The sequence below is a fragment of the Kitasatospora sp. NPDC048298 genome (genome assembly GCF_043201465.1).
Taxonomy (GTDB): Bacteria; Actinomycetota; Actinomycetes; order Streptomycetales; family Streptomycetaceae; genus Kitasatospora.
On sequence record NZ_JBICYZ010000001.1, the window covers coordinates 194,349 to 217,228 of the forward strand.

Below are 22,880 nucleotides of genomic sequence, written 5' to 3' on the forward strand. Positions count from 1 at the left end.
TGTACTGGCTCAGCCGTTCCCGTCCCCGGCATCCCCGACCTGCCGCGATGTGATGATCGCAATGCTTTCGGAGAGCGCTTCGTAGGCGTCGCCGATGGCACGGTCCGCCTGCCGGCGGGCCTCCTCGGCGTCCTCGGGCCGCCCGAGGTCCTCGAACACGGCTTGGAGTACACCCCAGGTCCTGCCCTCGGCGGCGCGATCGCCGAGTTCCTGACAGATGGCCAGGGACCGCCGGTGCGCCACCAGGGCTTCGTCCGCCTTCCCGGCGCGCCGCAGGGCGATGCCGAGGTTGCGCAGGCTCAGGCTCTCCCCCTGGCGGTCACCGGTCTCCCGCAGCAGGCGGCCGGCCTGCTCGTAGGCCTCGACCGCTTCCCCGATCCGGCCCGCCCCCACGAGGGTGACGCCGAGATCGCCCAGCACCAGTGCTTCGTTCTGCCGGTCGCCAACCTCCTGACAGATGACCCGCGCCCGCTGCTGGGCCTCGATCGCCTCCTCGTGACGACCCCGGAGGCTGAGGATCTGGGCGACGCGGTTCCAGGACATCCCTTCACCGCTCCGGTCACCGAGCTCCCCGAAGACCGTCGCCGTCCGCCGGAACGTCTCGTAGGCCTCGTCCAACCGCTCCGCGTCGACCAGCAGGACCGCAAGGTTGAACGACAGTCGGGCGTCCCACCGCCGATCGTCCCGACCGTCCACCAGGGTGAGGGCGTACCGCTGCACGTCGATGGCCGCCTGCCGCTGGCCCAGGCTCGCCAGGACCTCGGCGATGTTCGCGTGGGCCGAGGCCACCCCCTGCTGGTCCTCGACCTCGTGGAAGATCTCGCCGGCGGTCAGCAGTGCCTCCACCGCCTCCTCGAACCGGCGGGCCTTGCCCTGCGCGAAGCCGAGGTTGTGCCACGCCATCGCCTCCTCGGCCCTGATCCCGACGTCGAGGGCGGCGGACAACACGGCCGTCGTCATCGAGACGGCGTCATCGATCCGGGACCACCGGACCAGATAGCCGACCAGCGACGAGGAGAGCCTCATGGCCACGTCGAGCAGGCCGATCGCCACCGCCAGACGCACGGTCACGACCAGGGCGGCCCGCTCGCACTCCAGCCAAGCCAGGGCCTCGACCCGGTCCCGGAACCGGCCGGGGCCCGGGCTCACGGGAAGCGCCCCGATCTCCTGGTCGGCGGCCACGGCCGTATCCGCGTAGTACACCAGCAGGCGCCACAGGGCGGTCCAACCGGCCTCCGGGTACCGATCGGCCTGTTCCAGGGCGTAGTCGCGGACCAGGTCGTGCAGGTACCAGCGGCCGCCGCCCGCCGTCTGTTCGACCAGGGCGCTGCCCGCGAGCTGGGCGAGCTTGGACCGGGCCTCACGGACCTTCACGTCGGCCAGCACGGCGGCGGCCTCGGTCGAGACGTCGGGTCCCGGATTGAGGGCCAGCAGCCGGAACAGCTCCGCCTGCGGCTCGCCGAGCCTCCGGTAGGAGCGGTCGAGCACGATGCGGATGCCGATCTCACCGTCGTCCAGGAGGTCGAGCCGGGCGGCGTGGTCGGCCAGGTCCGCGGCGAGTTCGTCCGCGCGCAGGTGCGGGTCCAGGACGAGCTGGGCGGCGGCGAGCCGCAGGGCGAGCGGGAGTCGGCTGCACAGCTTCGCGATCCGCCGGGCGGCCGCCGGGTCGGCCGTGCCGCGGTCGTCGTCCGCCCGGGCGGCGCGGACGGCGGCGTCGAGGAGGGCCGTGGCCGCGTCGGTGTCCAGGACGCCGAGGCGGTGGAGGCGGGCGCCGAGGCTGGGGAGGGTCTCCCGGGAGGTGACCAGGAGCCGGTGGCGGGTGGACGAGGGCTGGAGGAGACGGACCTGGTCGGCGGCGGAGGCGTTGTCGGCGATGACGAGGACGCCTCCGCCGTGCCGTTCCAGCCGCTCGCGATAGAGGGCGGCGCGGGTTTCCGGGTCCGGGGGGATGTGGTCGGCGGGCACGCCGAGCGCCCGCAGCAGGGTGTCGAGCGCCTGCCCGGCCCCGACCGGGGTCTCGGCGTAGCCGCGGAGGTCCACGAAGAAGGCGGCGCCGACGTGGCCGGCGTCGAGCAGGGCGTGGCCGACGGCGATCGCCAGCGTCGTCTTGCCGATGCCGCCGAGGCCGGTGACCGCCACCGTCGACGGGCCGTCGACGGCCAACAGGGCCTGGAGGTCCGCCAGGTCCCGGTCACGGCCGGTGAAGGCGGAGGTGAGTGGCGGGAGCCCCGCGATCGTCGGCGGCCGGGCCGTCACCGTCACGTACGCCGTGTCGGCCTGGACGACCGGGCCGTGGAAGTTCCCCCCGCGAATACTGTTGTGCACCCGGCCGAGGGTAGCCGCCCGCACTTCCCGACCGTGTCCGGACCGTCACCCGGCGCCCCTCCGAACGTCCACCCGACGCCTCCGGACCGCCACCCGACCGAACCACTCCGCGCCCGCCTCCGGACCGCCCCCGTCCGCCCCTCGTGCGCCTGCTGTGCGCCGGTGTCCCTGTGGAACGCTTCCCGGACAGACACGGCGAGTTGGGGAGTTTGCATGCAGCACGGGCATACCGATCCGTCGCTCTACCGTTCGGCCGCCGAGGCGATCGCCGCTCCGCCGGAGAAGCTGGCGTACGTGGCCGGGTTCGACCGGTCGAGGCGGCAGCCGGATGCGTTGCTGAGCGTCGACACCGATCCGGACTCGGCGAGCTACGGGAAGGTCCTGAACTTCGCCGAACTGCCCACGCTCGGCGACGAGTTGCACCACTTCGGCTGGAACGCCTGCTCCAGCGCCCTCGCCCACGCCTGCCACGAGAACCCGGAGCGGCGCTACCTGCTGCTGCCCGGGCTGCGTTCCTCCCGGCTGCACGTGCTGGACACCCGGCCCGACCCGGTCCGCCCGCGGTTGGTGAAGACGATCGAGGCCGAGGAGCTCGCCGCGAAGGCCGGCTACTCGCGTCCGCACACCCTGCACTGCGGCCCCGACGGCGTCTTCCTCTCCTGCCTCGGCAGCGGCGAGGACGACGACGGCCCGGGCGGGGTGGCGCTGCTCGACCACACGACCTTCGACGTGCTGCGCGCCTGGGAGACCGAGCGCGGGCCGCAGCACTTCGCGTACGACGTCTGGTGGCACCTGGGCACCAACGTGGGCATCACCAGCGAGTGGGGCACCCCGCGGATGGTCGAGGACGGGGTGGTGCCGGAGCTCCTGCTCGGGCGCAAGTACGGCCACGCGCTGCACTTCTGGGAGCTGGACTCCGGCCGCCACCTCCAGCGGGTGGACCTCGGCGACCAGTACCAGATGGTGCTGGAGCTGCGTCCGGCGCACGACCCGCAGGCGGAGTGGGGGTTCGTCGGGGTGGTCACCAACGTCGAGGACCTGTCCTCCTCGGTCTGGCTCTGGTACCGGGAGGGGCCGGCGTTCACCGCGCGCAAGGTGATCGAGATCCCCGCCCAGCCGGCGAAGGCCGAGGACCTGCCGCCCGCGCTGCAGCCGTTCGGCGCGGTGCCGCCGTTGGTCACCGACATCAACCTGTCGGTGGACGACCGCTGGCTGTACGTGTCCGCCTGGGGCACCGGGGAGTTGTTCCAGTACGACGTCTCGGACCCGTTCCACCCCCGGCTGACGGACTCGGTGCGGCTCGGCGGGATCGCCGCCCGCACCCCGCACCCGGCCGAGCCCGGCCGTCCGCTGAGCGGGGCGCCGCAGATGGTGGAGATCAGCCGGGACGGCCGGCGGCTCTACCTCACCAACTCGCTCTACGGCGCCTGGGACGACCAGTTCTACCCGGACGGCATCGAGCCCTGGATGGTCAAGCTGGACGCCGATCCGGAGGCCGGCGGGCTGAGCGTGGACGAGCGCTTCTTCCCGCACGGCGCCGACTTCCGGGGTCTGCGCGTCCACCAGACCCATCTGGCGGGCGGCGACGCCTCCTCCGACTCCTACTGCTTCCGCTGACCCGGACGTTGCCCCGGACGTTGACGCCGACACCGGCGCGGGCACCGACACCGGCGCAGGCACTGACACCGCCACCGCTACCGCCACCGGCGCCGAAACCAATCCGGCGCCGACCGGTCCTCAGCGGAAGAGCGCCTGGTCGAACCGCACCTGCGTCGACGGCAGCCCGACTTCCGCCAGCCGGGTGCGGACGGAGCCGACCATGCCCACGGGGCCGGTGACGCAGGCCAGGTGCTCGCGCCAGTCGCCGGCCGCCGCGACGGCGTCGGCGAGTTCGCCGACGGTGACCGGGGTGACGGTCAACCACGGCTTGTGCAGGCCGAGTTCGGACAGCGCCTGCCAGTCGTAGAGGTCGCCGCGATCCCGGGCGCCGACGAACAGGTGGACCCGTCGGCCGGTCGGCCGCTGGGTGGTCTGCTGCTCGACGATCGCCTTCATCGGGGCGAGGCCGGTGCCTCCCGCGACCAGCAGCAGGTCGCGGGGGTCGCCGTCGGGCAGCAGGCTGCCGCGCGGCGGGCCGAGGCGCAGCCGGTCGCCGATGGCGGTGTGGTCGACCAGGGCGGCGCTGACCCCGCCGAGGCCGGTGCGGCGGACGTGGAACTCCAGCTCGTTGTCGGACCGCGGGGCGCAGCCCATCGAGTACTGCCGCCAGGTGTGCGGCAGCGCCGGGTGCTCGACGGTGCCGTACTGCCCGGCCTGGTACGGGTAGGGCTCGCCGGTGCGCACCCGCAGCACGGCGAGGTCGGGGCGGCGGCGCTCGTACCCGGTCACCACGGCGTGCCAGTACGGCGGTTCGGTGAGCGCGGAGTCGGCGCCGGCCACCATCGCGCCGACGGCGAAGCGCAGCATCCGCACCCAGGCGCCCTCCAGGTCCTCGGTCCAGCGCTCGCCGGCCCGGTGCCGGACGGCCGCGCACAGGGCCTCCTCGAAGGCCTCGTAGTGCACCGGCCGGACGCCCAGCTTCCGGTGGTCGCGGCCGAGTTGACGCAGCGTCTGCTCCAGCTCCGCCGGGCGGTCGAGGTGGTCGATCAGGTGGTGGAAGATCCGTTCCAGGTGGAGCTGCTGGAACTCCATCGAGGCGGGGAAGAGCGGTCGCAGGTAGGGGCGGTGGCTGAACATCACCGCGTAGAGGTGGTCGATCAGGTCCGAGAGCGGGGAGATCAGGTCGAGGTCGCGCCGGATCAGGTGCTGGTCGGCGGCGCCGTCGTAGCCGCCGTCCTCGCCGTAGGCGCCGTACCCGAATTCGCCGCCGCCCGAGGAGGACGGGGCGAGGAGTTGGCGTCGCAGGCGCATCGCGTGATGGCGGGCGATCAGGCGGTCGTACTCGGCGGTGGCGGTGGCGGCGGTGCCAGTGCTCATGCTGCTGCTGTTGTCCATGTCCTGTCCAGTCAACTGCCCGGCCGCCGAACGCGAGAAGGGCCGATCGCCCCGGAGAGACCCGGGACCTTCGGCCCATTGCGTCGGTGCGTGCGGTCCGGGATGGTTTTCGGCCACCCCGGACCACCCCGGACCGCTGCGGGCACAGCGACCGCAGCGGGCGCGCCGACGGTGAGGTGCCCCACGCCCTGGTGCTCTCCCACCACCAGGACCCGGGGCACCGCCGTCAGACCGCCGCCCGGCGCGCCTCCCGGCGCTCCAGCCGCCGCTGCCGGCCCTGGCGCAGCGGCTGCTCGGGCAGCCACCCGAAGGTGAGGCAGGCGCCGACCACCCCGAGCATCATCCCGACCACGAAGCCGCCCAGGTTGGACGTGACCCAGGTGGCCAGCGAGGCGAGCACGGCGAGGATGGAGTAGAACAGCCGCTGTGCCGGGTTGAACAGGATCAGCAGGCCGCACAGCACCATCACCGCGGGCACCAGGTACCCGGCCAGCCCCTCCATCCCGATGTGCAGGAGGACGGGCAGCGGGGCCTTCAGGGTGAACAGGATCTCGGCGCCGCCGAGCGTCACCAGCAGCCCGCCCCAGAACGGTCGCCGCCCCCGCCAGTCGTTCTTGACCGGGTGTGCGGCGGGCGCGGCGACGGGGGCCGCCACGGCCTGGGCGGGCGTGGCCGCCGTCCCCTCGGCGGCCACCCCCTCGGCCCGTGCCGCGGTGCCCTCGCCGGTGCCGGCCGGCTCCGGTACGGACTCCGTCATGGTCAGCAGCCCGTGGAGCTGAAGCTCAGCCGCAGGTTGGGCAGCTTGAACCCAACGGCGGTGCTCGCGTAGTTGTGCTGGTTCAGGTGGGTGAGCTTGACGGTGTCGGCCTGCTGGCCGAACACGCCGGGGCCGCCCTTGCCGATCGGACCGGCCTTGGTGTAGGTGCTGGCGTCGCCGCCGATCTCGATGTTGGTGAACTCCGCGTCGCCGGAGAGCAGGTCGGAGTCGGTGGTGAGGTTGCTGGCGGAGACGGGGGTGCCGCCGTCGCCCGCGTGGATCACCAGGTTGACGCCGCCGAGGTCGACGCTCTGGCAGAGGTTGGTGATCTCGGCCTTCTTGATCGCCGACACCGCGACCAGCACCTGGCCGCCGGTGGAGCCGGCGTTGGGGCTGTCGGGGATCATCGAGTCCAGCGCGCCGAACTGGGCGAAGCCCTCGCCCTCCAGCTTGTCGGCGGTGATGGTGAACGGCATGCCGGAGATGGAGAACTGGGCGGCGAGCACGCCCTGGGCGGTGAGCGCCATCAGGACGCCACCGGCCGCGATGGCCGGTACGGCCATCAGGGCGGTGCGCTTGAGGCGGACCCGGCCTCTTCTCGGCGTGCCCGGCGTCTGCGGGGCCTCGGCCGCCGTGGCGGCGTCCTCGGACATGGCCATGTGTGTGCTCCCTGTGGGTGGATGGGTGTGCAGGCACTTGGCACGTTGTCCTGGCGCGGACAGCGTTCTTCGGCGCGACCGGGCCGTCAACCCCTCGGCAGCGGGGTTCTTCCGGTCAGCACGCGGTAAGTAACTGGGAAGCTACTGCTCGGTATTGGCCGGGTCAATACGGGTGCACGAAGGATCTTCACCTGATTTCTGCCGAGGAAGCCCAGGGCTTCAGCCCTGAGTGGGGGTACCTCCCGCTTGCGGGGGCGAATCGGCTCCTTGGACCGGAGCCGCGAAGCGGCGGAGTCCTCTTCCATGTGTTCTGACCTTCCGATTTGATCGTTCGATTTTGGGTCAACTACCTTCCTGCGCATGAAGATCGTGGTCCGGGTGAAGCTGGAGCCGTCGCCGTACCAGGCGGACGCGCTCGCTGCGACACTGCGCACGTGCAACCGGGCCGCGAACCACATCTCGCAGGTGGCGTTCGCCAAGGGTGAGATCCGGCGCAACGGGTTGCAGCCGCTGGTGTACCGGTACGTCAAGGACGAATACGACCTCGGGGCGCAGGCCGCTGTGCGGTCGGTGAAGAAGGTCTGTGACGCCTACGCGGCGTTGACGGCGAACCTTCGGGCCGGCAACCTCGGCCCGAAGGGGAGCAAGCGTCGCAACAAGGCCGAGTCCAAGCCGATCAGATTCCGCGAGGACGCCGCCCAGCCGTTCGACGACCGGATGCTGTCGTGGAACACCGACACGAAGACCGTGAGCATCTGGACCACGGCGAGCCGGTTGAAGGGCATCGGATTTCGCTGCTCCCAGGACGCGCTCGCGATGCTGGCCGAGCATCGACGGGGCGAGTCCGACCTGGTGTTCCGTGACGGGACCTGGTATCTGTTCGCGACCTGCGACATTCCCGTGCAGCCCGTCGCGGAGCCCGTCGACTGGATCGGGATGGACCTCGGGATCGTCAACATCGCCACCACCAGCGACGGCCAGGTCATGGCCGGACGAGGCCTGAACCGCCACCGCGCCCGCATGGTGGCGCTGCGCGCCAAGCTCCAAGGGCACCAAGTCTGCCAAGCGGGTCCTGAAGCGGCAGCGCCGTAAGGAGTCGCGCCGGGCGACCGAGACCAACCACATCATCTCCAAGACCATCGTCACCACCGCTGAACGCACCTCGCGCGGGATCGCCCTGGAAGACCTCACGGGCATCCGCGAGAGGGTCAAGGCCAAGAAGGACCAGCGGTACCGCCTCCACTCCTGGGCGTTCGCCCAGCTCGGAGCGTTCGTGGAGTACAAGGCGCAGCGGGCGGGTGTGCCCCTGGTCCACGTGGACCCGCGTAACACCTCCCGGCAGTGCTCCGTCTGCTGGCACACCCACAGGCAGAACCGAGTGGACCAGGCCACGTTCGCGTGCCGCTCCTGCGGCGTGACCATGCATGCGGACATCAACGGCTCCCGCAACATCCGCCACCGTGCGGCTGATGCGTGGAAGCGGGGAGCAGTCAACGCCCCCACCAGCACTCTCACGTAGAGCGCTGGTCAGACGCGGACACCACGGACGGGGCGACCCGTCGGACACACGGTGAACTGCAAGCCTGGAACCTCAGTCCCGGGTCGTTGACCAATCCGCGACCCGCTTCGGCCAGTCCCGAACCCCCAGCCGCTCGGCCGCCTCCGCCGGGCCGAGGAACGACGAAAGACAGAACATGGTCAACACCGGGAGGATCTCCAGCAGTTGTTCGGTCCTTCCGGAGTCGATCCGCCGGTAGATGACGCTGTAGACGCCGCCCACCACGGCGTCCACCATCTCCTTGGACTCCACCCCGCCCGGGAGTTGGGGCACCTCGGAGAAGAACGTGCGGAACCTGGTGAGCAGTTGGGCCCGCTCCCAGCGGCCGGCCGGGCCCACGGCCTCGACCTCGATCACCGCCATCGTCGCGAACGCCGGTGTTCCCGCGAGCAGTTGGAGCATCACCCCGAGACTCTTGCGGATGCCCCGGCACCAGTCGGTTTCGGCCGTGTAGGCCTCCGCCATCCGGCGGATCACCACGCCCGTGCCGTACCGGTGCGCGGCCAGGAAGGCGTCCTCCTTGCCGCTGAACAGCTCGTAGAAGACCGGCCTGGTCACGCCCGCCGCACGGCAGATGTCGCTGATCGTGGCGTGCTGGTAGCCGCGTTCGGCCACGGTCCGCACCAGCCCGTCCAGCAGCCGTTCGCGCTGGGTCGCGGCGACCACGCCGGCGGGCAGTCGGCGCGGCCCGGGCTTGATCGAGCGGGCCGGATCGCGGCCTGTCCGGGCACCCGGCAGCAGGACCACGTCGGCTCCGCGGAGGTAGTTCCGATCCATCACCAACTCCTGTGTCCTGTATTGACATTGACGGAACACCGGGCTTACAACACTGACAGGTTTCCAACCGGTGGGCCAGCAGGCCACCACCGGACGGACCCTCCGGGGGCTCCGACGGCCCGGGCGAACGCCCAGGCCACGGGACCACGGCGGAGGCGGGGACGCGACGGTGGCAGCCGTCCACGTGCCCCACGGCACCGCACGTCCCCGACCGAACGGCGCAGTGCCGCTGGTGTCCACGCCGCCGCCCGTACGCACGTCAGCACCACCGCACCGCGGTTCCACCGCAAGGTCGCACCACCGCACCACCGCACCACCGCACTGTCGTACCACCGCACCGCCGTACGCGCCCACCCTCGCGTACGTCCGCACCGCCGTACCGCACGGACGGGCCCGTGGCGCCGGGCCCGCCCGCCCCTCGGCCTGTGCCGAAGCCCACCGGACGACGCCCGCGACTCCAGGCCTCCGAAGCGGCGTTCGGCACCGGCCGCCGGTACGAAGCCCCCGGTACGCCATGCACCTCCCCCGCCGTGCACACCACCACACCCGCACGCGGGGGTTCCCCCACCCGTCCACCGGACGGAGAGAGGCACCCTCATGCGCATCAGCCGCACCCTCGCCACCGCCGCACTCGCCTCGCTCGCCCTCACCGGCGCGGCCGTCGCCCCCGCCCAGGCCGCCGGCGCGGTCCTGACCACCGGCAGCCCGAGCGGCCCGGCCGTCGCCGTCGGCGACGTACTGACCGCCAACCTGGTCTCCGGCACCTACGCGACCTTCTACAACAGCGCCACCGGCACGACCGGCGTCAAGTGTGCCGCCTCCTCCTTCTCGGCGACCGTCACCTCCAACCCGGCCGCGCCGGGCAGCGCCGTCGAGCGGCTCGACACCCAGAGCTTCGGGTCCTGCACGTCCAACGTCATCGGCGTCACCGGCGTCAAGAGCATCAGCGTCACCAACCTGCCGTTCACCAACACGGTCAGCGACGCGCCCGGCAACCCGGTCAAGCTCACCCCCGGCGCGGCCGGCGTGATGGGCACCACGGTGGTGCTCAACACCATCCTGGGCAGCATCAGCTGCAACTACCAGAACAGCACCGGGATCAACGGCACCACCTCGAACACCGGCAACACCATCGGCTTCTCCGGCCAGCCGTTCGCCCTGGTCTCCGGCCCGAGCCTGTGCTTCTCGACCGGCTTCTTCAGCGCCACCTACGGCCAGGTCATCGACATCACCGCCCCCGGCCAGCCGGTCCTCTTCGTCAACTGACACCAGGGCCCACCCGGCCCGTCGTGACGACGGCGGCGTACGGCACCCTCACCGGAGCCGTACGCCGCCGCACCGCCGTGCCCCGGCACCGCACACACCGCACGCACTGCACTGCACCGCACCGAAGCCACCACCCCGTCCCCGAGGCAGCGAACCCCGAGACGGCGAACGCCGAGCCAACGAACCCGAGACAGCGAAGTGACCGGCCGGTAGGGTGGCGCCGCACGGAGACGGCGAACCGGAACGGGGCAGACGGATGAGCGACAACGGCACGGGCTTCTTCACCTCGGTGGCGGACGCCGCCGAACAGCTGGCCGCCACCGGCTACCTGGCCTCCACCTCCGTGGCCACCACCGTGTTCCTCGCCGACCGGCTCGGCAAGCCGCTGCTGGTCGAGGGCCCGGCCGGGGTCGGCAAGACCGAACTCGCCAAGGCCGTCGCCGAGATCGGCCGCGCCCGGCTGGTCCGGCTCCAGTGCTACGAGGGCATCGACGAGGCCCGCGCGCTCTACGAGTGGAACCACGCCAAGCAGCTGCTGCGGATCACCGCCGGCCGCGACGAGGGCTGGCAGGACGCCCGCACCGACATCTTCGGCGAGGAGTTCCTGCTCACCCGCCCGCTGCTCACCGCGATCCGCGGCGAGGAGCCGACCGTGCTGCTGATCGACGAGATGGACAAGGCCGACGTCGAGGTGGAGGCGCTGCTGCTGGAGGTGCTCAGCGACTTCCAGGTCACCGTCCCCGAGCTCGGCACCATCACCGCGAGCCGCCGCCCCTTCGTCCTGCTCACCTCGAACGCCACCCGCGAGCTCTCCGAGGCGCTGCGCCGCCGCTGCCTCTTCCTCCACCTCGACTACCCCGAGGCCGAGTTGGAGCGACAGATCGTCCGGCTCAAGGTGCCCGGGCTGGACGAGACGCTGGCCGAGTCGCTGGTCCGGGTGGTCGGCGCGCTGCGCGCGATGGAGCTGCGCAAGGCGCCGTCCGTCGCCGAGACCATCGACTGGGCCCGCACCCTGCTGGCCCTCGGCGCCGACACCCTGGACGACGCCGTCGTACGGGACACCCTCGGGGTGATCCTCAAGCACCAGGACGACGTCCGCAAGGCCACCCAGAAGCTCACCCTCGCGTGACGACGCCGCCCCCGGAAGCCGACACCGCCGCCCGCCTCACCGGCCTGGTCCGCGCCCTGCGCGGCCACGGCCTGCCGATCGGCCCGGCCGAGACGGTGGACGCCGCCGCCGTCCTGGACGTCCTCGGCTTCACCGACCGCGAGCCGATGCGGGCCGGCCTGGCCGCCGCCCTGCTGCGCTCGCAGAGCCAGCGGGCGGTCTTCGACGCCACCTTCGACCTGTTCTTCCCGCTCGGCGTCGGCACCCCGGAGGCCGTGCGGGCCGACCCGCCGCCGATCCCGGACGACCCGGAGCCGCCGCGCTTCGGCCGCCCCGACCCGCTGCGCGATCAGCTGCGCGACCGGCTCGCCGCCGCGCTGGCCGCCGACGACCGCGCCGCCCAGGCCCGGCTGGCCGGCGAGGTGCTGGAGGCCTTCGGCCGGTACGGCGTCGGCAGCTCACCCGGCTCCGACGGCTGGTCCGCCCAGCAGGCGCTCGGCCGGCTCGCCCCCGACACCCTGCTCGCCCGCGTCCTCGCCGCCCTGCGCGAGGGGCAGAACACCCGGGACCTCTCCGACCGGGTGCTCGCCGACGAGATCCGCCGCCGCATCCGGGACTTCCGTGCCATGGCCGCCGGCGAGGCCCGCCGCCGGGTCGCCGAGCTGCGCGGCCCCGAGCGGATCGCCGAACGCGCCGTCGCCCCGACCACCGACCTGGTCGACTTCCTCTACGCCGGCCGCACCCAGCTCGCCGAACTGCGCCGCACCGTCCACCCCCTGGCCCGCAAGCTGGCCACCCGGCTGGCCGCCCGGCGCCGCCGTGCCGCCCGCGGCGAGATCGACCTGCGCCGCACCCTGCGCCGTTCGCTGACCACCGGCGGGGTGCCGCTGCGCCCCGCGTACCGGCTGCGCCGCCCGGCCCGGCCGGAGCTGGTGCTGCTGTGCGACGTCTCCGGTTCGGTGGCGGGCTTCGCCGACTTCACCATGCTGCTGGTGCAGGCGATGAGCGAACAGTTCAGCAAGGTCCGGGTGTTCGCCTTCGTCAACCGCACCGCCGAGGTCACCGGACTGCTGCGCGGCGGCGACGACCCGGCGCGGCTGGCCGCCCGGATCCTCGCCGAGGCCAAGGTGACGGGCTACCACGGCAACAGCGACTACGGCGCCGCGCTCGGCGAGTTCGCCGAGCGGCACCTGGACGCCGTCGGCCCGCGCACCTGCGTGCTGGTCCTCGGCGACGCCAGGAACAACCAGCGCGACCCCAACCTGGACGCGCTGCGCCGGATCGCCGGCCGGGCCCGCCGGGTGTTCTGGCTCAACCCGGAGCAGCCCTCGCTCTGGCCGACCGGCGACTCCGCCGCGCTCGCCTACGCGGGCGTGGTGGAGATGCACTCCTGCCGCAACGCCCGCCGCCTCGGCGAGCTGATCGCCCGCCTGCTGCCGGTCTGACGCCGCCGGCCGCGGCCCTCCGTCCCCGGACGGCCGCGGCCGACGACTGCGGACGGCCGCGGACGGCGCCCGGCCCGACTACTTGTCCAGGTGCGCCAGGAAGTCCAGCAGCGCCTCGGTCACCTCGGCCGGGCGCTCCTGCTGCGTCCAGTGCCCGGTGTCCGGCAGCCGGACGTGGCCGTGCAGCCTGGGCAGCCGGCCCAACAGGTGGTCCAGCACCGGGCGCGGGACCAGCGCGTTGACCAGGTCCTGCTCGCCCACCACGAACAGCGCGGGCACCTCGACCGTCACCCCGCTGAAGGCGGCCAGGAGTTCGGCGCTGCGGTCGAGGTTGCGGTACCAGTTGAGGCCGCCGGTGAAGGCGCGCTCGCCGTGGGCGGCGTAGTCGGCCGTGAAGACGTCCAGGTCCGCGTCGGTGAGCCAGTCGGGCAGCCGCTCCGGTTCCGGGACGGTGTCCAGCAGCTTCCCGCCATCGGGGACGATCCACGGCCGCGGCACGCCGTCCGGCTGCTTGCCGCAGAGGATGCGCCGCAGGCTGGACTTGACGTCCGCGGCCAGCTCGGCGTCGGCCTTTCCGGGCTCCTGGAAGTAGACCTGGTAGAAGCCCTCGCCGAAGGCCTCCCGGGCGGCCTCGAGCGGCGGCGGCCCGCCCACCGGCAGCGGCGGCACGCTCAGTCCGGCCACCCCGCGCACCAGGTCCGGCCGCAGCGCCGCGGTGGTCCAGGCCACCGGCGCGCCCCAGTCGTGGCCGACCACGACGGCCCGCTCCTCGCCCAGTGCGCCGATCAGCGCGGTCACGTCGCCGACCAGGTGCAGCAGGGTGTAGGCGTCCACCCGCTCGGGCTGGGAGCTGCGGGCGTAGCCGCGCTGGTCCGGCGCGACGACCCGGTACCCGGCCTCGGCGAGCGGTGCGAACTGGTGCCGCCAGGAGTACCAGCTTTCCGGGAAGCCGTGCAGCAGTAGGACCAGCGGCCCCTCGCCCTGCTCCGCGTAGTGCAGCCGTACGCCGTTGACCTCGACCTCGCCGTGCTTGATCGCGTCGTTCAACTCCCGCTCCCTGGTCGGTCGGTCGGGCCGCAACGGCCCCTGCCCGGCCCAACGACCGGCAGCACCCGAAGGTTTCCGCGGAACGCGGCCCACCGGAAGCGGCCGGGGCCGCCCCGGAACTCCGGGACGGCCTCGGCTTCAGATGAATTGACGTTTCGTCAGTTCACGGTGTAGCTGTACGGGATCGCCGCGAGCACCGAACCGGTGGTGTTCAGGACGTTGTTGGCGGTGGCCACGCCGGTCGGGCCGGACACCAGGTACAGCACGCCCTTGACGGTGCTGCCCTTCGGGCCGGTCGGGGTCAGCGTCACCTGGAGCGAACCGGTGGCGCCGGGGGCGACGGTCACCGGGGTGGCGGCCGCGGCCGAGGCGTTCACCGAGGCGGCGTACGGGTCACCGGTGCTGGAGGTCAGCGCCGGGTCGAAGGCCTGGGTGTGCGCGGTGGCCGTGATGGTGGAGGTGCCGGCCGGCGCGGAGCCGCTGCCGAACGGGCCGATCTGCTGGACGAAGGTGCCCCAGGTGCCGGGGACGACCGGCTGCTCGGGGGTGCCGTTGTCGGTCACCACCGAGACGGTCGAGCCGTCCTGGGCCTTCTTCAGGTCGCCGAACAGGTCCGGCGAGCCGGTGGTGGCGCTCAGCTCGATCTGCGCCGGCGTCGAGGACGCCGCCACGGCCTTGAGCCGGTCGGTGCCCGGGGGCACCAGGAAGGACGGCACGGCGGAGCTGAGGCTCAGCGGCAGGCTGACGGTCGCCGAGGAGCCCTGCGGCACCAGCGGCACGTCCACCCGGCGGTCCAGTCGGCCGTCGGCCGCGATCCGCTGGGTCGCGACGGTGTTGTTGGTGTAGTTCACCTGGACGGTGACCGGCTTGCCGGCCGCGAGCCCGGTGCGCGGGTCGTTCGGCAGACCGGCCGCGGTGGCCTGGTTCTGGTTGAACGCGACGGTGCCGGTGAAGTCCTGGGCGAGCTCCTGGCCGCTGACCGGGCCGAGCACGTTCAGGACGAACCGCCAGCGGCCGGCGGCCGGGTTGACGGCGGTGGCCGAGACGCCGTTGCCGGTGCCGGCCAGGTTGCCCTGGGCGTCGAACTGCCCGTTGCCCTCGATGTCGACCGGGGTGCCGTTCGGGCTGATCAGCGCGCCCTGCATGAGCAGCTTCGGGTCCTTGGCGACGGTCAGGCCGACCCGCAGGTCCCGCTGGCCCTTCGGGACGTCGAAGGCGTACGAGAAGCTCTGCGTCGGCGAGGAGCTGCGGCCGTTGCCACCGGTGATGGTGCCGGTGAACGTGCCCTTGCCCTGGTTGACCGGCACCAGGCTGCGCAGCACGACCGGGACGCTGGTGGTGTTCCCGTTGGAGCCGGAGACCAGGACGGCCTCGCTGGAGTCGCCGCTGGTGGCCGGGGTGGCGAGCTGGACCTTGAGGGTCTTGGTCTGGCCCGGCTTCAGGTCGGTGGTGTTCGGGCTCACGGCGCCGGCCGGCACCGCGCGCTGGGTGGCGGTGCCGAGCTGGACGGCGCCGCTGTAGCCGGCCTTGCCGGCCGGGGTGTAGAGGATCGCGGTCCACTCGCCGGCCACCGGGTGCGGGACGTCCACCAGGCCGAAGTTCGCCGGGGTGGCGCCGCCCTGCGGACGGGTGTTGGTCTCGAAGCGGCCCGAGGGGTCGAGCAGCGTCATACGGACCACCGGGCCGTTGGTGACCGGGTTGGGGGCGCCCTGCCAGGCGATCGAGGCCGCGAGGCGGTCGGCGCCGGCCGGGACGGTGAACTTGACCTGCTTCTGCACCCAGTCCGAGCCGTTGGTCGCGTACTTGAAGGTGTCCTTCGAGGACGGGTCCAGCTGGACGGTCTGCCGGTCGCCCGACTGCGGGACGAAGCTGCGGGTCGCGGCGCTCACCGTCTGGGTGCTGTCACCGGTGTTGGTGACGGTCACGTCGGCGGTGTGGGTCGAGCCGGGGGCGCCGGCGATGTCGACCTGGCCGGTGTCGACCACGACGGTCCTGGCGCCGTCGGTGCCGTCCCCGTCGTCGTAGCCGCGGGCGGCCTCGACGGCGGCGCGGACGTTCAGCAGGCCGGCGCCCTGCTCCTCGGCCGGCACGCCGAGGTCGGTGGCGGTGCCGGTGAGGAACTTCTTCACCAGTGCCGGGGACGGCGAGTCGCCGCCGTGGGTGTCGCGGTAGGCCTGGATGACCAGGGCCGCGGCGCCGGTGACGAACGGGGCCGACTGGCTGGTGCCGCCGAACGGCTGGATCGGCGAGGGCTGGCCGTTGTAGCCGGTGCAGTCGGTGTACTTGCTGGTGTCGGGCGTGCACAGCGCCCAGTCCGACTCGCCGGGCGCGACCAGGTCGACGGTCCGGCCGGCCTGGGTGAAGCCGCCCGAGGAGAGCGCGGAGATGCGGTTGTCGCTCCAGGTCCCGTTGGAGAACTTGGAGGCCGCGTAACCGGTCTGCTGGTAGTTCTGGTTGTCGGTGGAGGCGCCGACCGCGATCACGTACGGGTCGGTGGCCGGGGTGCCGATGGTCCCGCTGATCCCGGCGTCACCGCTGGAGACGGCGACGGTGACACCGGCCTTGACGGCCTGCTCGTTGAAGAGCGAGATGGTGTCGTGCGCGCCGCTGTCCGGCGTGACGTTGCCGCCGAAGGACTCGTTCAGCACGTCGACGTGGGCGACCCGCACCGCGTAGTCGATCGACTGCAGGATCGAGGAGTTGGACATCATCTCGCCGCCGGCCTTCAGCGCGACCAGGTCGGCGTCCGGGGCGAGGCCGCGGATGCGGATGTTGCAGCCGGCCGGCAGCGGGTGCGAGGAGTTGACGAACTTGGAGACGTCGTAGACCTGGCGGCCCTGGGCGATGACCGCCGAGGCGTCGCCGAAGGCCTCGGCCGCGCCGGTCGGCGCGTCCCAGCCGTCGCCCGCGAAGTCCTGGTAGTCGACCACGGCGTGCGAGCCGTCGGCCCGGATGAAGTCCGGGTTGTTCGGGTCGAGGCCGTCCGCGATGTAGGCGACCTTGACGCCCTTGCCGGTGGCCAGGTCCTCCACGCCGGGCTTGCCGTTGCCGGTGACGGCCCGGGTGGAGTACAGGCCCTCGGGCTCCAGCAGCGGCTTGCCCGGGTCGGAGGGGCAGACCGTGTTGGTCGCGTTCTCCTCGGCGCCCTGACCGTTGCTGCCCGTAACGGCCTGCGCAGCGGCGTCGGCCTTGGGGGCCTTGGCGCCGGCACCTGCGGCGGTGTCCTTGGCCGCCTTCGCCTTGGCGGCGGCCGGCGGGGCGACCTGGACCTGGGTGTCCGCCACCACGGAGGAGACGGCCGGGTCCGCCTGGAGCTGGGCGCGCAGGGCGGGGCTGACCGTGGCCGAGAAGGCGTTGCCGACCACGAAGCTCTTGATGTCGGTGCCGCCGCCCGCCTTGACCTTGTTCAGCAGCGGCGCCTGCGCGGAGGCGGTCTTCTGCTGCCGGGCACCCAGGTGGCCGTGGTCGGCCGGGGCGTCCGCGACCTGGTCCTTCAGGATCACGATCACCGGCACCGGAGCCCCGTCCGCGGACGCCGCCCGGGCGTTCTGCGGGTCGGGGGCCGGGGCCGCGCTCGCGATGGTCCCGAGGCTCAGGACCATGGACGCGGCGGTGACCGTGACGGCGGCTGCTAGCTGGGTTTTGCGCCAGCCGATCATATAAATCCTCTCGTCAGATGGGTAGTCGAATGGATAGCTGACGCATTCCAACGCACCTGAGAGGATCACGACAAGGGGGTAAATCCCCATCAGAAAGTAAAGTTGACCATCAATCAGTAAAATTCAGGGAGGAAATCGGGCCGAATCCACATCTTTCAGCCGATCGGCCCCGAGCGGATCCGGCCCCGTTCCCCCTGGTCAGTACCCGGCCGCCCGCTCCTGAGCGTCCGCCAGGTCCTCGGCGGTCGGCGCGTCGTCCTGGGTCAGTCGGTGGCGCCAGTAGCCGGTGAAGTCGATGTTCTGCTTCGGCACCCCCTCCCGCTCGACCAGGTGCCGCCGGATCGCCCGGACCGCCCCCGCCTCCCCGGCCAGCCAGACGAAGGGCTCGCCGGCCGGCAGCACGCCGCTCGGAAACGCCTCGGCCAGCACGGCGCCCGGAGCCGCCCCGTCGCGGTACAGCCACACCACCTCCAGCTCGGCGCGGCTCGCCAGCTCCTGACGCTCCGCCCGGTCGGCGACCTCGATCCACGCGTACGCCCGCACCCCCTCGGGCAGCGCCCCGACCAGCGTCGCGAGCGCCGGCAGCGCGGTCTCGTCCCCGGCCAGCAGCACCCAGTCGGCGGCGGCCGCAGTCTCGGCGAACGGCACCGGCGGGGCGTACAGCGCGGAGGGGCCGACCATCCCGAGCCGGTCCCCCGGCGCGGCGCGCAGCGCCCAGGCGGCGGCCGGGCCGGTGTCACCGTGCAGCACGAAGTCGATCTCGACCAGCCGGGTGCCGGGGCGGCGGCCGCGCAGGGTGAAGCTGCGCAGCAGCGGGCGCTGCTCCTCGGGGATCGCCAGGTAGGCCCGGTACCAGTCCATCGGGTCGTCCTGCCGGGCGGGCAGCAGCGGCTCGCGCTGCCCGGGGCGCGGGAAGCAGAGCTTGAGCTGCTGGTCGGGGACGGTGCCGACGGTGTCGGACAGCTCCTCGGCGGCGAAGGTGATCCGGGCGGTGCGGGGCGTGATCCGGCGGACCTCGACGACCTCGACGAAGGTGACGGGCAATGTCATCGCGAAACCCCTTCGATTGATAACCTTACGGCATAAAGAGTTGCCGTCGCGACGATACTTTACGCCATAAGGAGATGCCGGATGACCGTCTACGCCGGGCAGGGCGACGCCCACCGCTCACTCGCCCTGCTCTGGGGCGCACCCGAGGAACCGCGCGCCGGGCGCAGCGGCCCCAAGCCCGGCCTGAGCGTGGACGCGATCGTGTCCGCCGGAATCGCGGTCGCCGACGCCGAGGGCATGGCCGCGCTCTCGATGCGCGCCGTGGGCGAACGGCTCGGCCGGACCGCGATGGCGCTCTACACCTACGTGCCCGGCAAGGCCGAACTCCTGGACCTGATGCACGACCGGGCGCTCGCCGAAATCCCCACCGGGCAGCGGGCGTCGGACAGTTGGCGGGATGCCGTCACCGCCTGGGCCGAGGAACTGTACGCCTGCTACCTGCGCCACCCCTGGGTGCTCCAGGTCTCGCAGGCCCGCCCGGTCCTCGGCCCGGCCGAACTGGCCGCGATGGAGTCGCTGTTGGGCGCGCTGCGACCGGCCGGGCTGTCGCCGCTGCGGCTGCGCGGGGCGGTCGCCGCGCTCTGGCAGTTCGTCCGCGGCCTGGCCGCCACCACCGCCGACGCGCGCGGCGCGGCGGCCGCGACCGGGGTCGCCGACGAGGAGTGGTGGGCCGGCCGCTCCGCCCGACTCGCCGAGCTGGCACCGGACTTCGCGGAACGCTTCCCGCTGCTCGTGGCCCTGCAGAGCACGGGCGGCGGCGCCCCGCAGGACAGCCACCGGGAGGCCTTCCGCAGCGGGCTCGCCGTGCTCCTCGACGGCATCGCGGTGCGGCAGCCGTCGGTGGGGGAACCGTTGGCGCGGCAGCCGTCGGCGGGGGAAGCGTCGGTGGGGGAACCGTCGGCGCGGCAGCCGTCGGCGGGGGAAGCGTCGGTGGGGGAACCGTCGGCGCGGCAGCCGTCGGCGGAGGACCCTTCGGAGACCGCCTAACCCCGCCGGGCGGCGGGGATCGCCAGCAGGACGCCGAGCGCCACCAGGACGGCGTACCCGGCGGTCTCGTGGCCCTCCGGCACCAGGAACCGGACGAAACCGAACAGCCGGAAGCCGGCGACCCAGCCGGACACCAGGCCGGAGGCGCCGCCGACGATCAACACGAAACCGAGGTAGCCGAGCAGGGTCTTCATGCTCCCGAGCCTAGGAAGCCGCCCACGGCCGGACATCCGACTTTCGGTGCGGTCCGGCGCCACCAAAGTCGTCCCCGCCCCGCGTGGCTCCGGACGGAGCAGCAGGCCCGGCGCCCCGGCGGCGGCCCGGGTACGTTCGCCGTGTGCTCCCCACCCACGCGGCGCAGAAGAAACGTTCCGTCACCAGGGTCGCGGCCGGCGCCGCCGCCTCCGCCCTGGTGCTCACCGCCGTCGCCCCGTCCGCCCTCGCCCGGGACGCCGTCCCCGCCGTGGGCGGGGAGCGGCTCGGCCGCACCGCCGTCCAGGTCGCGCCGCTGGCCGGGGCACCCGCGCTGCCGTCCGAGCTGACCGGCCGCTCCTGGCTGGTCGCCGACGCGTCCACCGGCGAGGTGCTCGCCGCCCGCGACGCCCACCTGCCGCTGCCTCCGGCCAGCACCCTCAAGATGCTGTTCGCGGACACCGTGCTGCCCAAGTTCGACCGGGCGCTGGAGCACCAGGTCACCCCGGCCGAGCTCGCCAGCCTCGGCGTCGGCAGCAGCCTGGTCGGCGTCAAGGAGAACCTGCCGTACCGGGTCGAGGACCTCTGGCGGGGCGTGTTCCTCAGCTCCGGCAACGACGCCGTCCACGTGCTCGCCCACATGAACGGCGGCATCCAGCGGACCGTCGCCGAGATGCAGGAGCGCGCCCGGACGCTCCAGGCCCGCGACACCAAGGTGATCTCCCCCGACGGCTACGACATGGACGGCCAGGTCTCCTCCGCCTACGACCTCACGCTCTTCGCCCGGGCCGGGCTGCGCAACGCCGACTTCCGCTCCTACTGCTCCACCCGCACCGCGCGCTTCCCCGGCGGGCTGGACAAGATCACCGGCCAGCGCATCAGCTTCGACATCGCCAACACCGACCGGCTGCTCGGCAAGTACCCCGGCCTGATCGGCGTCAAGAACGGCTACACCACCAACGCGGGCGCCACCTTCACCGGCGCCGCCGCACGCGACGGCCGCACCCTGCTGGTGACGGTGATGCACCCCAAGGTGCAGGGCGCGGTGTACGACGAGGCCGCCAGCCTGCTCGACTGGGGCTTCGCGGCCGCCGGGAAGGTCCAGCCGGTCGGCAAGCTGGTCGACGACACCGCCGCGCTCTCCCCCAGCGCCACGGCCCAGGGCCGGTCCGACACCGACGAGCAGCTGCCGCCCTGGTCCCGCCCGCCGGTGGCCGGCGGATCCGGCCCCGGCCTCGCCCCCGCCGTCTGGACCGCCGCCATCCTGGGAACCGCCCTCGTCGCCTGGGTCATCTCCCGGGTCGCCGCCCGCCGCCGCACAGCGCCGGGCGAATCCGCGGCCGCCCCGGGGTCCGGCGGCGGCACGACCGCCCGCGGCGGCGCCACCGGCGTCGGCGGGCACGGCCCGCGCGACCTCACCCGCCGGGCCCGCGCCCTGGTCCGTACCGCCCGTGGCCGCGGACCCCGGTGACCGAGGCCGACATCCCGGCCTGGCGGGCCGCCCGCCGGTGACCGTCGTTCGCCGGACGGCCCCGCAGGGTGTCCCGCGCCGACCGGCCCCAGGGCGTGTCTGACAATTCGCGCCAGGCGGGCATTGTCAGACACGCCCTAGACTTCCGGCCATGACCACGCCCGACTCCTCCCCCGCGGCCCGGCTCGACCGGATCGTCCGGCTCTCCGCCGGGAGCTACCTGCTCGTCACCACGTACAAGAAGGACGGCACCGCCGTACCGACCCCGGTGTGGGTGGTGCGCGACGGGGAGGCGCTGGGCGTCTGGACGGTCGCGGACTCCTGGAAGGTCAAGCGGATCCGCAACCACGCCGACGTGCTGGTCGGCCCGTGCGACGTCAAGGGCCGCCCGACCGGCGAGCAGTACCCCGCCACCGCCGAGATCCTCGGCCCCGAGCGCACCTCCGCCTACCGCACCCTGTTGCGTCAGAAGTACGGCCTGCTCGGCGTGCTCACCCTGCTCGGCAGCCGGCTGCGGCGCGGCGAGCGCGGCACCGTCGGCATCCGGATCACGCTCACGGACTGACCCCGACCGGGGACCGGCCCGGGCGGACGGACGGGCGGGGGACCGGGTTCGCTAGCCTCCGGGGATGGCCTCCTCTCCCCGCCCCGTTCGGCCCACCACCCGGCTCGTCGACGGACTCGTCTGCGCCTACGCCCCCGCCCCCGACGCCGTGGGCGTGCTGTCGCCCGCCGTGGCCTGCCGGCCGGCCGCCGGGGACGAGGTCGTCGGCCACACCGTCGCCGCCGACCTCCGGCACGCCTACTACACGACGCTCGACGCCGCCGTCTGCGTGGCGACGGCGGACGGCGCCGAGGTCTGGCGGTCGCGGTTCGAGCCGCAGGCGCACCCCGTCCACGGCCACCGGCCCGCCTGCGAGCTGTCCCCGGACGGACGGGTGCTCTGGGTCTACCGGCCCGACGTGCTGGCGGGCCGCGACCGGCCGGACCAGTGGGTCGCCGTGGACGCCGCGACGGGAGAGGTCCTCGCCCGGACGGACCTGGAGACGGCCGGGCACGGCGGCATCCAGCTGCCGCACCCGGCGAGCGGCCGGATCTTCCTCAACGTGGGCGAGGGGCAGGACGGCACGGTCGTCCACCACGCGTCGCTGGCCGACGGTCGGATCGATCTCGTCGGCTACCCCTGGGTCGACCGGTGCCTCATCGACCTCTCGCCCGACGGCCACCGGTTCCTGACCGTCGACCACGCGCAGAACGACCTCGCCGTGCACGCCTTCCCCGGGGGCGAGGTGGCGTTCACCCTGACGGCCGAGGACTTCGGGCACGACCCGGAAGCCGTCTACCTGGAGTGGAGCGGCGGCTACCTGACTGCGGACACCCTCGTCGCCACCCTCGTCGGCGAGACCGAGGACGAGCAGGACTGGTTCGGGCACTACCTCGTCGACGCCCGGTCCGGCCGGATCCTGGGCGAGTTCGACGCCCGCACGGCGGAGCCGTACGACCTCCTGCCGCTCGGTGACGGCTCCTGGCTCACCACCGACTCCTCGGGCCACCCGGTCCGCCGGACCGCCACTCCCTGAGGAGT

19 protein-coding genes are annotated in these 22,880 nt (G+C 73.1%); 10 read left to right on the forward strand and 9 right to left on the reverse strand.

Going from position 1 to position 22,880, the window contains the following annotated elements; genetic code table 11:
- Positions 1 to 9 precede the first annotated feature (9 nt).
- Positions 10 to 2,325, reverse strand: a complete 2,316-nt coding sequence (locus ACGF0D_RS00195; protein ID WP_392913203.1) for a tetratricopeptide repeat protein — start codon at positions 2,323 to 2,325, stop codon at positions 10 to 12.
- A 213-nt stretch (positions 2,326 to 2,538) separates the two neighbouring features.
- On the opposite strand from ACGF0D_RS00195, the gene ACGF0D_RS00200 reads away from it, so the two are divergent.
- Positions 2,539 to 3,942, forward strand: coding sequence for a selenium-binding protein SBP56-related protein (locus ACGF0D_RS00200; protein ID WP_392913205.1), 1,404 nt, complete (start codon positions 2,539 to 2,541; stop codon positions 3,940 to 3,942).
- Between the two features lie 120 nt (positions 3,943 to 4,062).
- Here the strand turns inward: ACGF0D_RS00200 and ACGF0D_RS00205 are convergent, their stop codons facing one another.
- From ACGF0D_RS00205 to ACGF0D_RS00215, 3 genes are all read right to left on the reverse strand, one after another.
- Complete coding sequence (locus tag ACGF0D_RS00205) at positions 4,063 to 5,301, reverse strand: globin domain-containing protein (protein ID WP_392871384.1); 1,239 nt, start codon at positions 5,299 to 5,301, stop codon at positions 4,063 to 4,065.
- Positions 5,302 to 5,545: 244 nt separating this feature from the next.
- Entirely contained in the window at positions 5,546 to 6,076 is a 531-nt protein-coding gene (locus tag ACGF0D_RS00210) for a DUF6114 domain-containing protein (RefSeq protein WP_392871381.1), read from the reverse strand.
- 2 nt (positions 6,077 to 6,078) lie between these two features.
- Positions 6,079 to 6,735, reverse strand: a complete 657-nt coding sequence (locus ACGF0D_RS00215; RefSeq protein WP_392913207.1) for a DUF6230 family protein — start codon at positions 6,733 to 6,735, stop codon at positions 6,079 to 6,081.
- A 360-nt stretch (positions 6,736 to 7,095) separates the two neighbouring features.
- Between ACGF0D_RS00215 and ACGF0D_RS00220 the strand changes: the two genes are divergently transcribed.
- Positions 7,096 to 7,827, forward strand: a complete 732-nt coding sequence (locus tag ACGF0D_RS00220; protein ID WP_392871375.1) for a hypothetical protein — start codon at positions 7,096 to 7,098, stop codon at positions 7,825 to 7,827.
- The gene (locus ACGF0D_RS00225) at positions 7,808 to 8,254 is read left to right on the forward strand and encodes an RNA-guided endonuclease TnpB family protein (RefSeq protein WP_392871678.1); all 447 of its coding nucleotides are present in this window, start codon (positions 7,808 to 7,810) and stop codon (positions 8,252 to 8,254) included. Before ACGF0D_RS00220 ends, ACGF0D_RS00225 begins: the two co-directional genes overlap by 20 nt.
- A gap of 72 nt (positions 8,255 to 8,326) precedes the next feature.
- On the opposite strand, the gene ACGF0D_RS00230 is transcribed toward ACGF0D_RS00225, so the two are convergent.
- Complete coding sequence (locus ACGF0D_RS00230; protein ID WP_392913209.1) at positions 8,327 to 9,070, reverse strand: TetR/AcrR family transcriptional regulator; 744 nt, start codon at positions 9,068 to 9,070, stop codon at positions 8,327 to 8,329.
- Positions 9,071 to 9,667: 597 nt separating this feature from the next.
- On the opposite strand from ACGF0D_RS00230, the gene ACGF0D_RS00235 reads away from it, so the two are divergent.
- The 3 genes from ACGF0D_RS00235 to ACGF0D_RS00245 all read left to right on the forward strand — a co-directional run bounded on the left by ACGF0D_RS00235 (position 9,668) and on the right by ACGF0D_RS00245 (position 12,889).
- Complete coding sequence (locus ACGF0D_RS00235; RefSeq protein WP_392913211.1) at positions 9,668 to 10,336, forward strand: Tat pathway signal sequence domain protein; 669 nt, start codon at positions 9,668 to 9,670, stop codon at positions 10,334 to 10,336.
- A 256-nt stretch (positions 10,337 to 10,592) separates the two neighbouring features.
- Positions 10,593 to 11,465 (forward strand): AAA family ATPase, encoded by an 873-nt coding sequence (locus ACGF0D_RS00240; protein WP_392913213.1) that lies wholly within the window; start codon positions 10,593 to 10,595, stop codon positions 11,463 to 11,465.
- Positions 11,462 to 12,889 carry a VWA domain-containing protein gene (locus ACGF0D_RS00245; RefSeq protein ID WP_392913215.1) on the forward strand — a complete coding sequence of 476 codons (1,428 nt, stop codon included), beginning with the start codon at positions 11,462 to 11,464 and terminating at the stop codon, positions 12,887 to 12,889. Before ACGF0D_RS00240 ends, ACGF0D_RS00245 begins: the two co-directional genes overlap by 4 nt.
- 78 nt (positions 12,890 to 12,967) lie before the next feature.
- On the opposite strand, the gene ACGF0D_RS00250 is transcribed toward ACGF0D_RS00245, so the two are convergent.
- From ACGF0D_RS00250 to ACGF0D_RS00260, 3 genes are all read right to left on the reverse strand, one after another.
- Complete coding sequence (locus ACGF0D_RS00250; protein WP_392913217.1) at positions 12,968 to 13,936, reverse strand: alpha/beta fold hydrolase; 969 nt, start codon at positions 13,934 to 13,936, stop codon at positions 12,968 to 12,970.
- 158 nt (positions 13,937 to 14,094) lie between these two features.
- On the reverse strand, positions 14,095 to 17,595 hold the full coding sequence (locus ACGF0D_RS00255) for a S8 family serine peptidase (RefSeq protein ID WP_392913219.1): 3,501 nt from the start codon (positions 17,593 to 17,595) through the stop codon (positions 14,095 to 14,097).
- A 198-nt stretch (positions 17,596 to 17,793) separates the two neighbouring features.
- Positions 17,794 to 18,645 (reverse strand): siderophore-interacting protein, encoded by an 852-nt coding sequence (locus ACGF0D_RS00260; RefSeq protein ID WP_392913221.1) that lies wholly within the window; start codon positions 18,643 to 18,645, stop codon positions 17,794 to 17,796.
- An 81-nt stretch (positions 18,646 to 18,726) separates the two neighbouring features.
- Here ACGF0D_RS00260 and ACGF0D_RS00265 point away from each other — a divergent pair, with 81 nt between their 5' ends.
- Positions 18,727 to 19,632 carry a TetR/AcrR family transcriptional regulator gene (locus ACGF0D_RS00265; protein ID WP_392913223.1) on the forward strand — a complete coding sequence of 302 codons (906 nt, stop codon included), beginning with the start codon at positions 18,727 to 18,729 and terminating at the stop codon, positions 19,630 to 19,632.
- On the opposite strand, the gene ACGF0D_RS00270 is transcribed toward ACGF0D_RS00265, so the two are convergent.
- Positions 19,629 to 19,826: a hypothetical protein gene (locus ACGF0D_RS00270; RefSeq protein ID WP_392871349.1), complete on the reverse strand. Its 198-nt coding sequence runs from the start codon at positions 19,824 to 19,826 to the stop codon at positions 19,629 to 19,631. The genes ACGF0D_RS00265 and ACGF0D_RS00270 overlap by 4 nt on opposite strands.
- Before the next feature lie 143 nt (positions 19,827 to 19,969).
- Here ACGF0D_RS00270 and ACGF0D_RS00275 point away from each other — a divergent pair, with 143 nt between their 5' ends.
- The 3 genes from ACGF0D_RS00275 (at position 19,970) to ACGF0D_RS00285 (ending at position 22,875) form a co-directional block, all read left to right on the forward strand.
- Entirely contained in the window at positions 19,970 to 21,295 is a 1,326-nt protein-coding gene (locus ACGF0D_RS00275; RefSeq protein WP_392913225.1) for a D-alanyl-D-alanine carboxypeptidase family protein, read from the forward strand.
- Positions 21,296 to 21,446: 151 nt separating this feature from the next.
- Positions 21,447 to 21,860: a PPOX class F420-dependent oxidoreductase gene (locus ACGF0D_RS00280; protein WP_392913227.1), complete on the forward strand. Its 414-nt coding sequence runs from the start codon at positions 21,447 to 21,449 to the stop codon at positions 21,858 to 21,860.
- 64 nt (positions 21,861 to 21,924) lie between these two features.
- Positions 21,925 to 22,875 (forward strand): PQQ-binding-like beta-propeller repeat protein, encoded by a 951-nt coding sequence (locus tag ACGF0D_RS00285; protein WP_392913229.1) that lies wholly within the window; start codon positions 21,925 to 21,927, stop codon positions 22,873 to 22,875.
- The last annotated feature ends 5 nt before the right edge of the window (positions 22,876 to 22,880 follow it).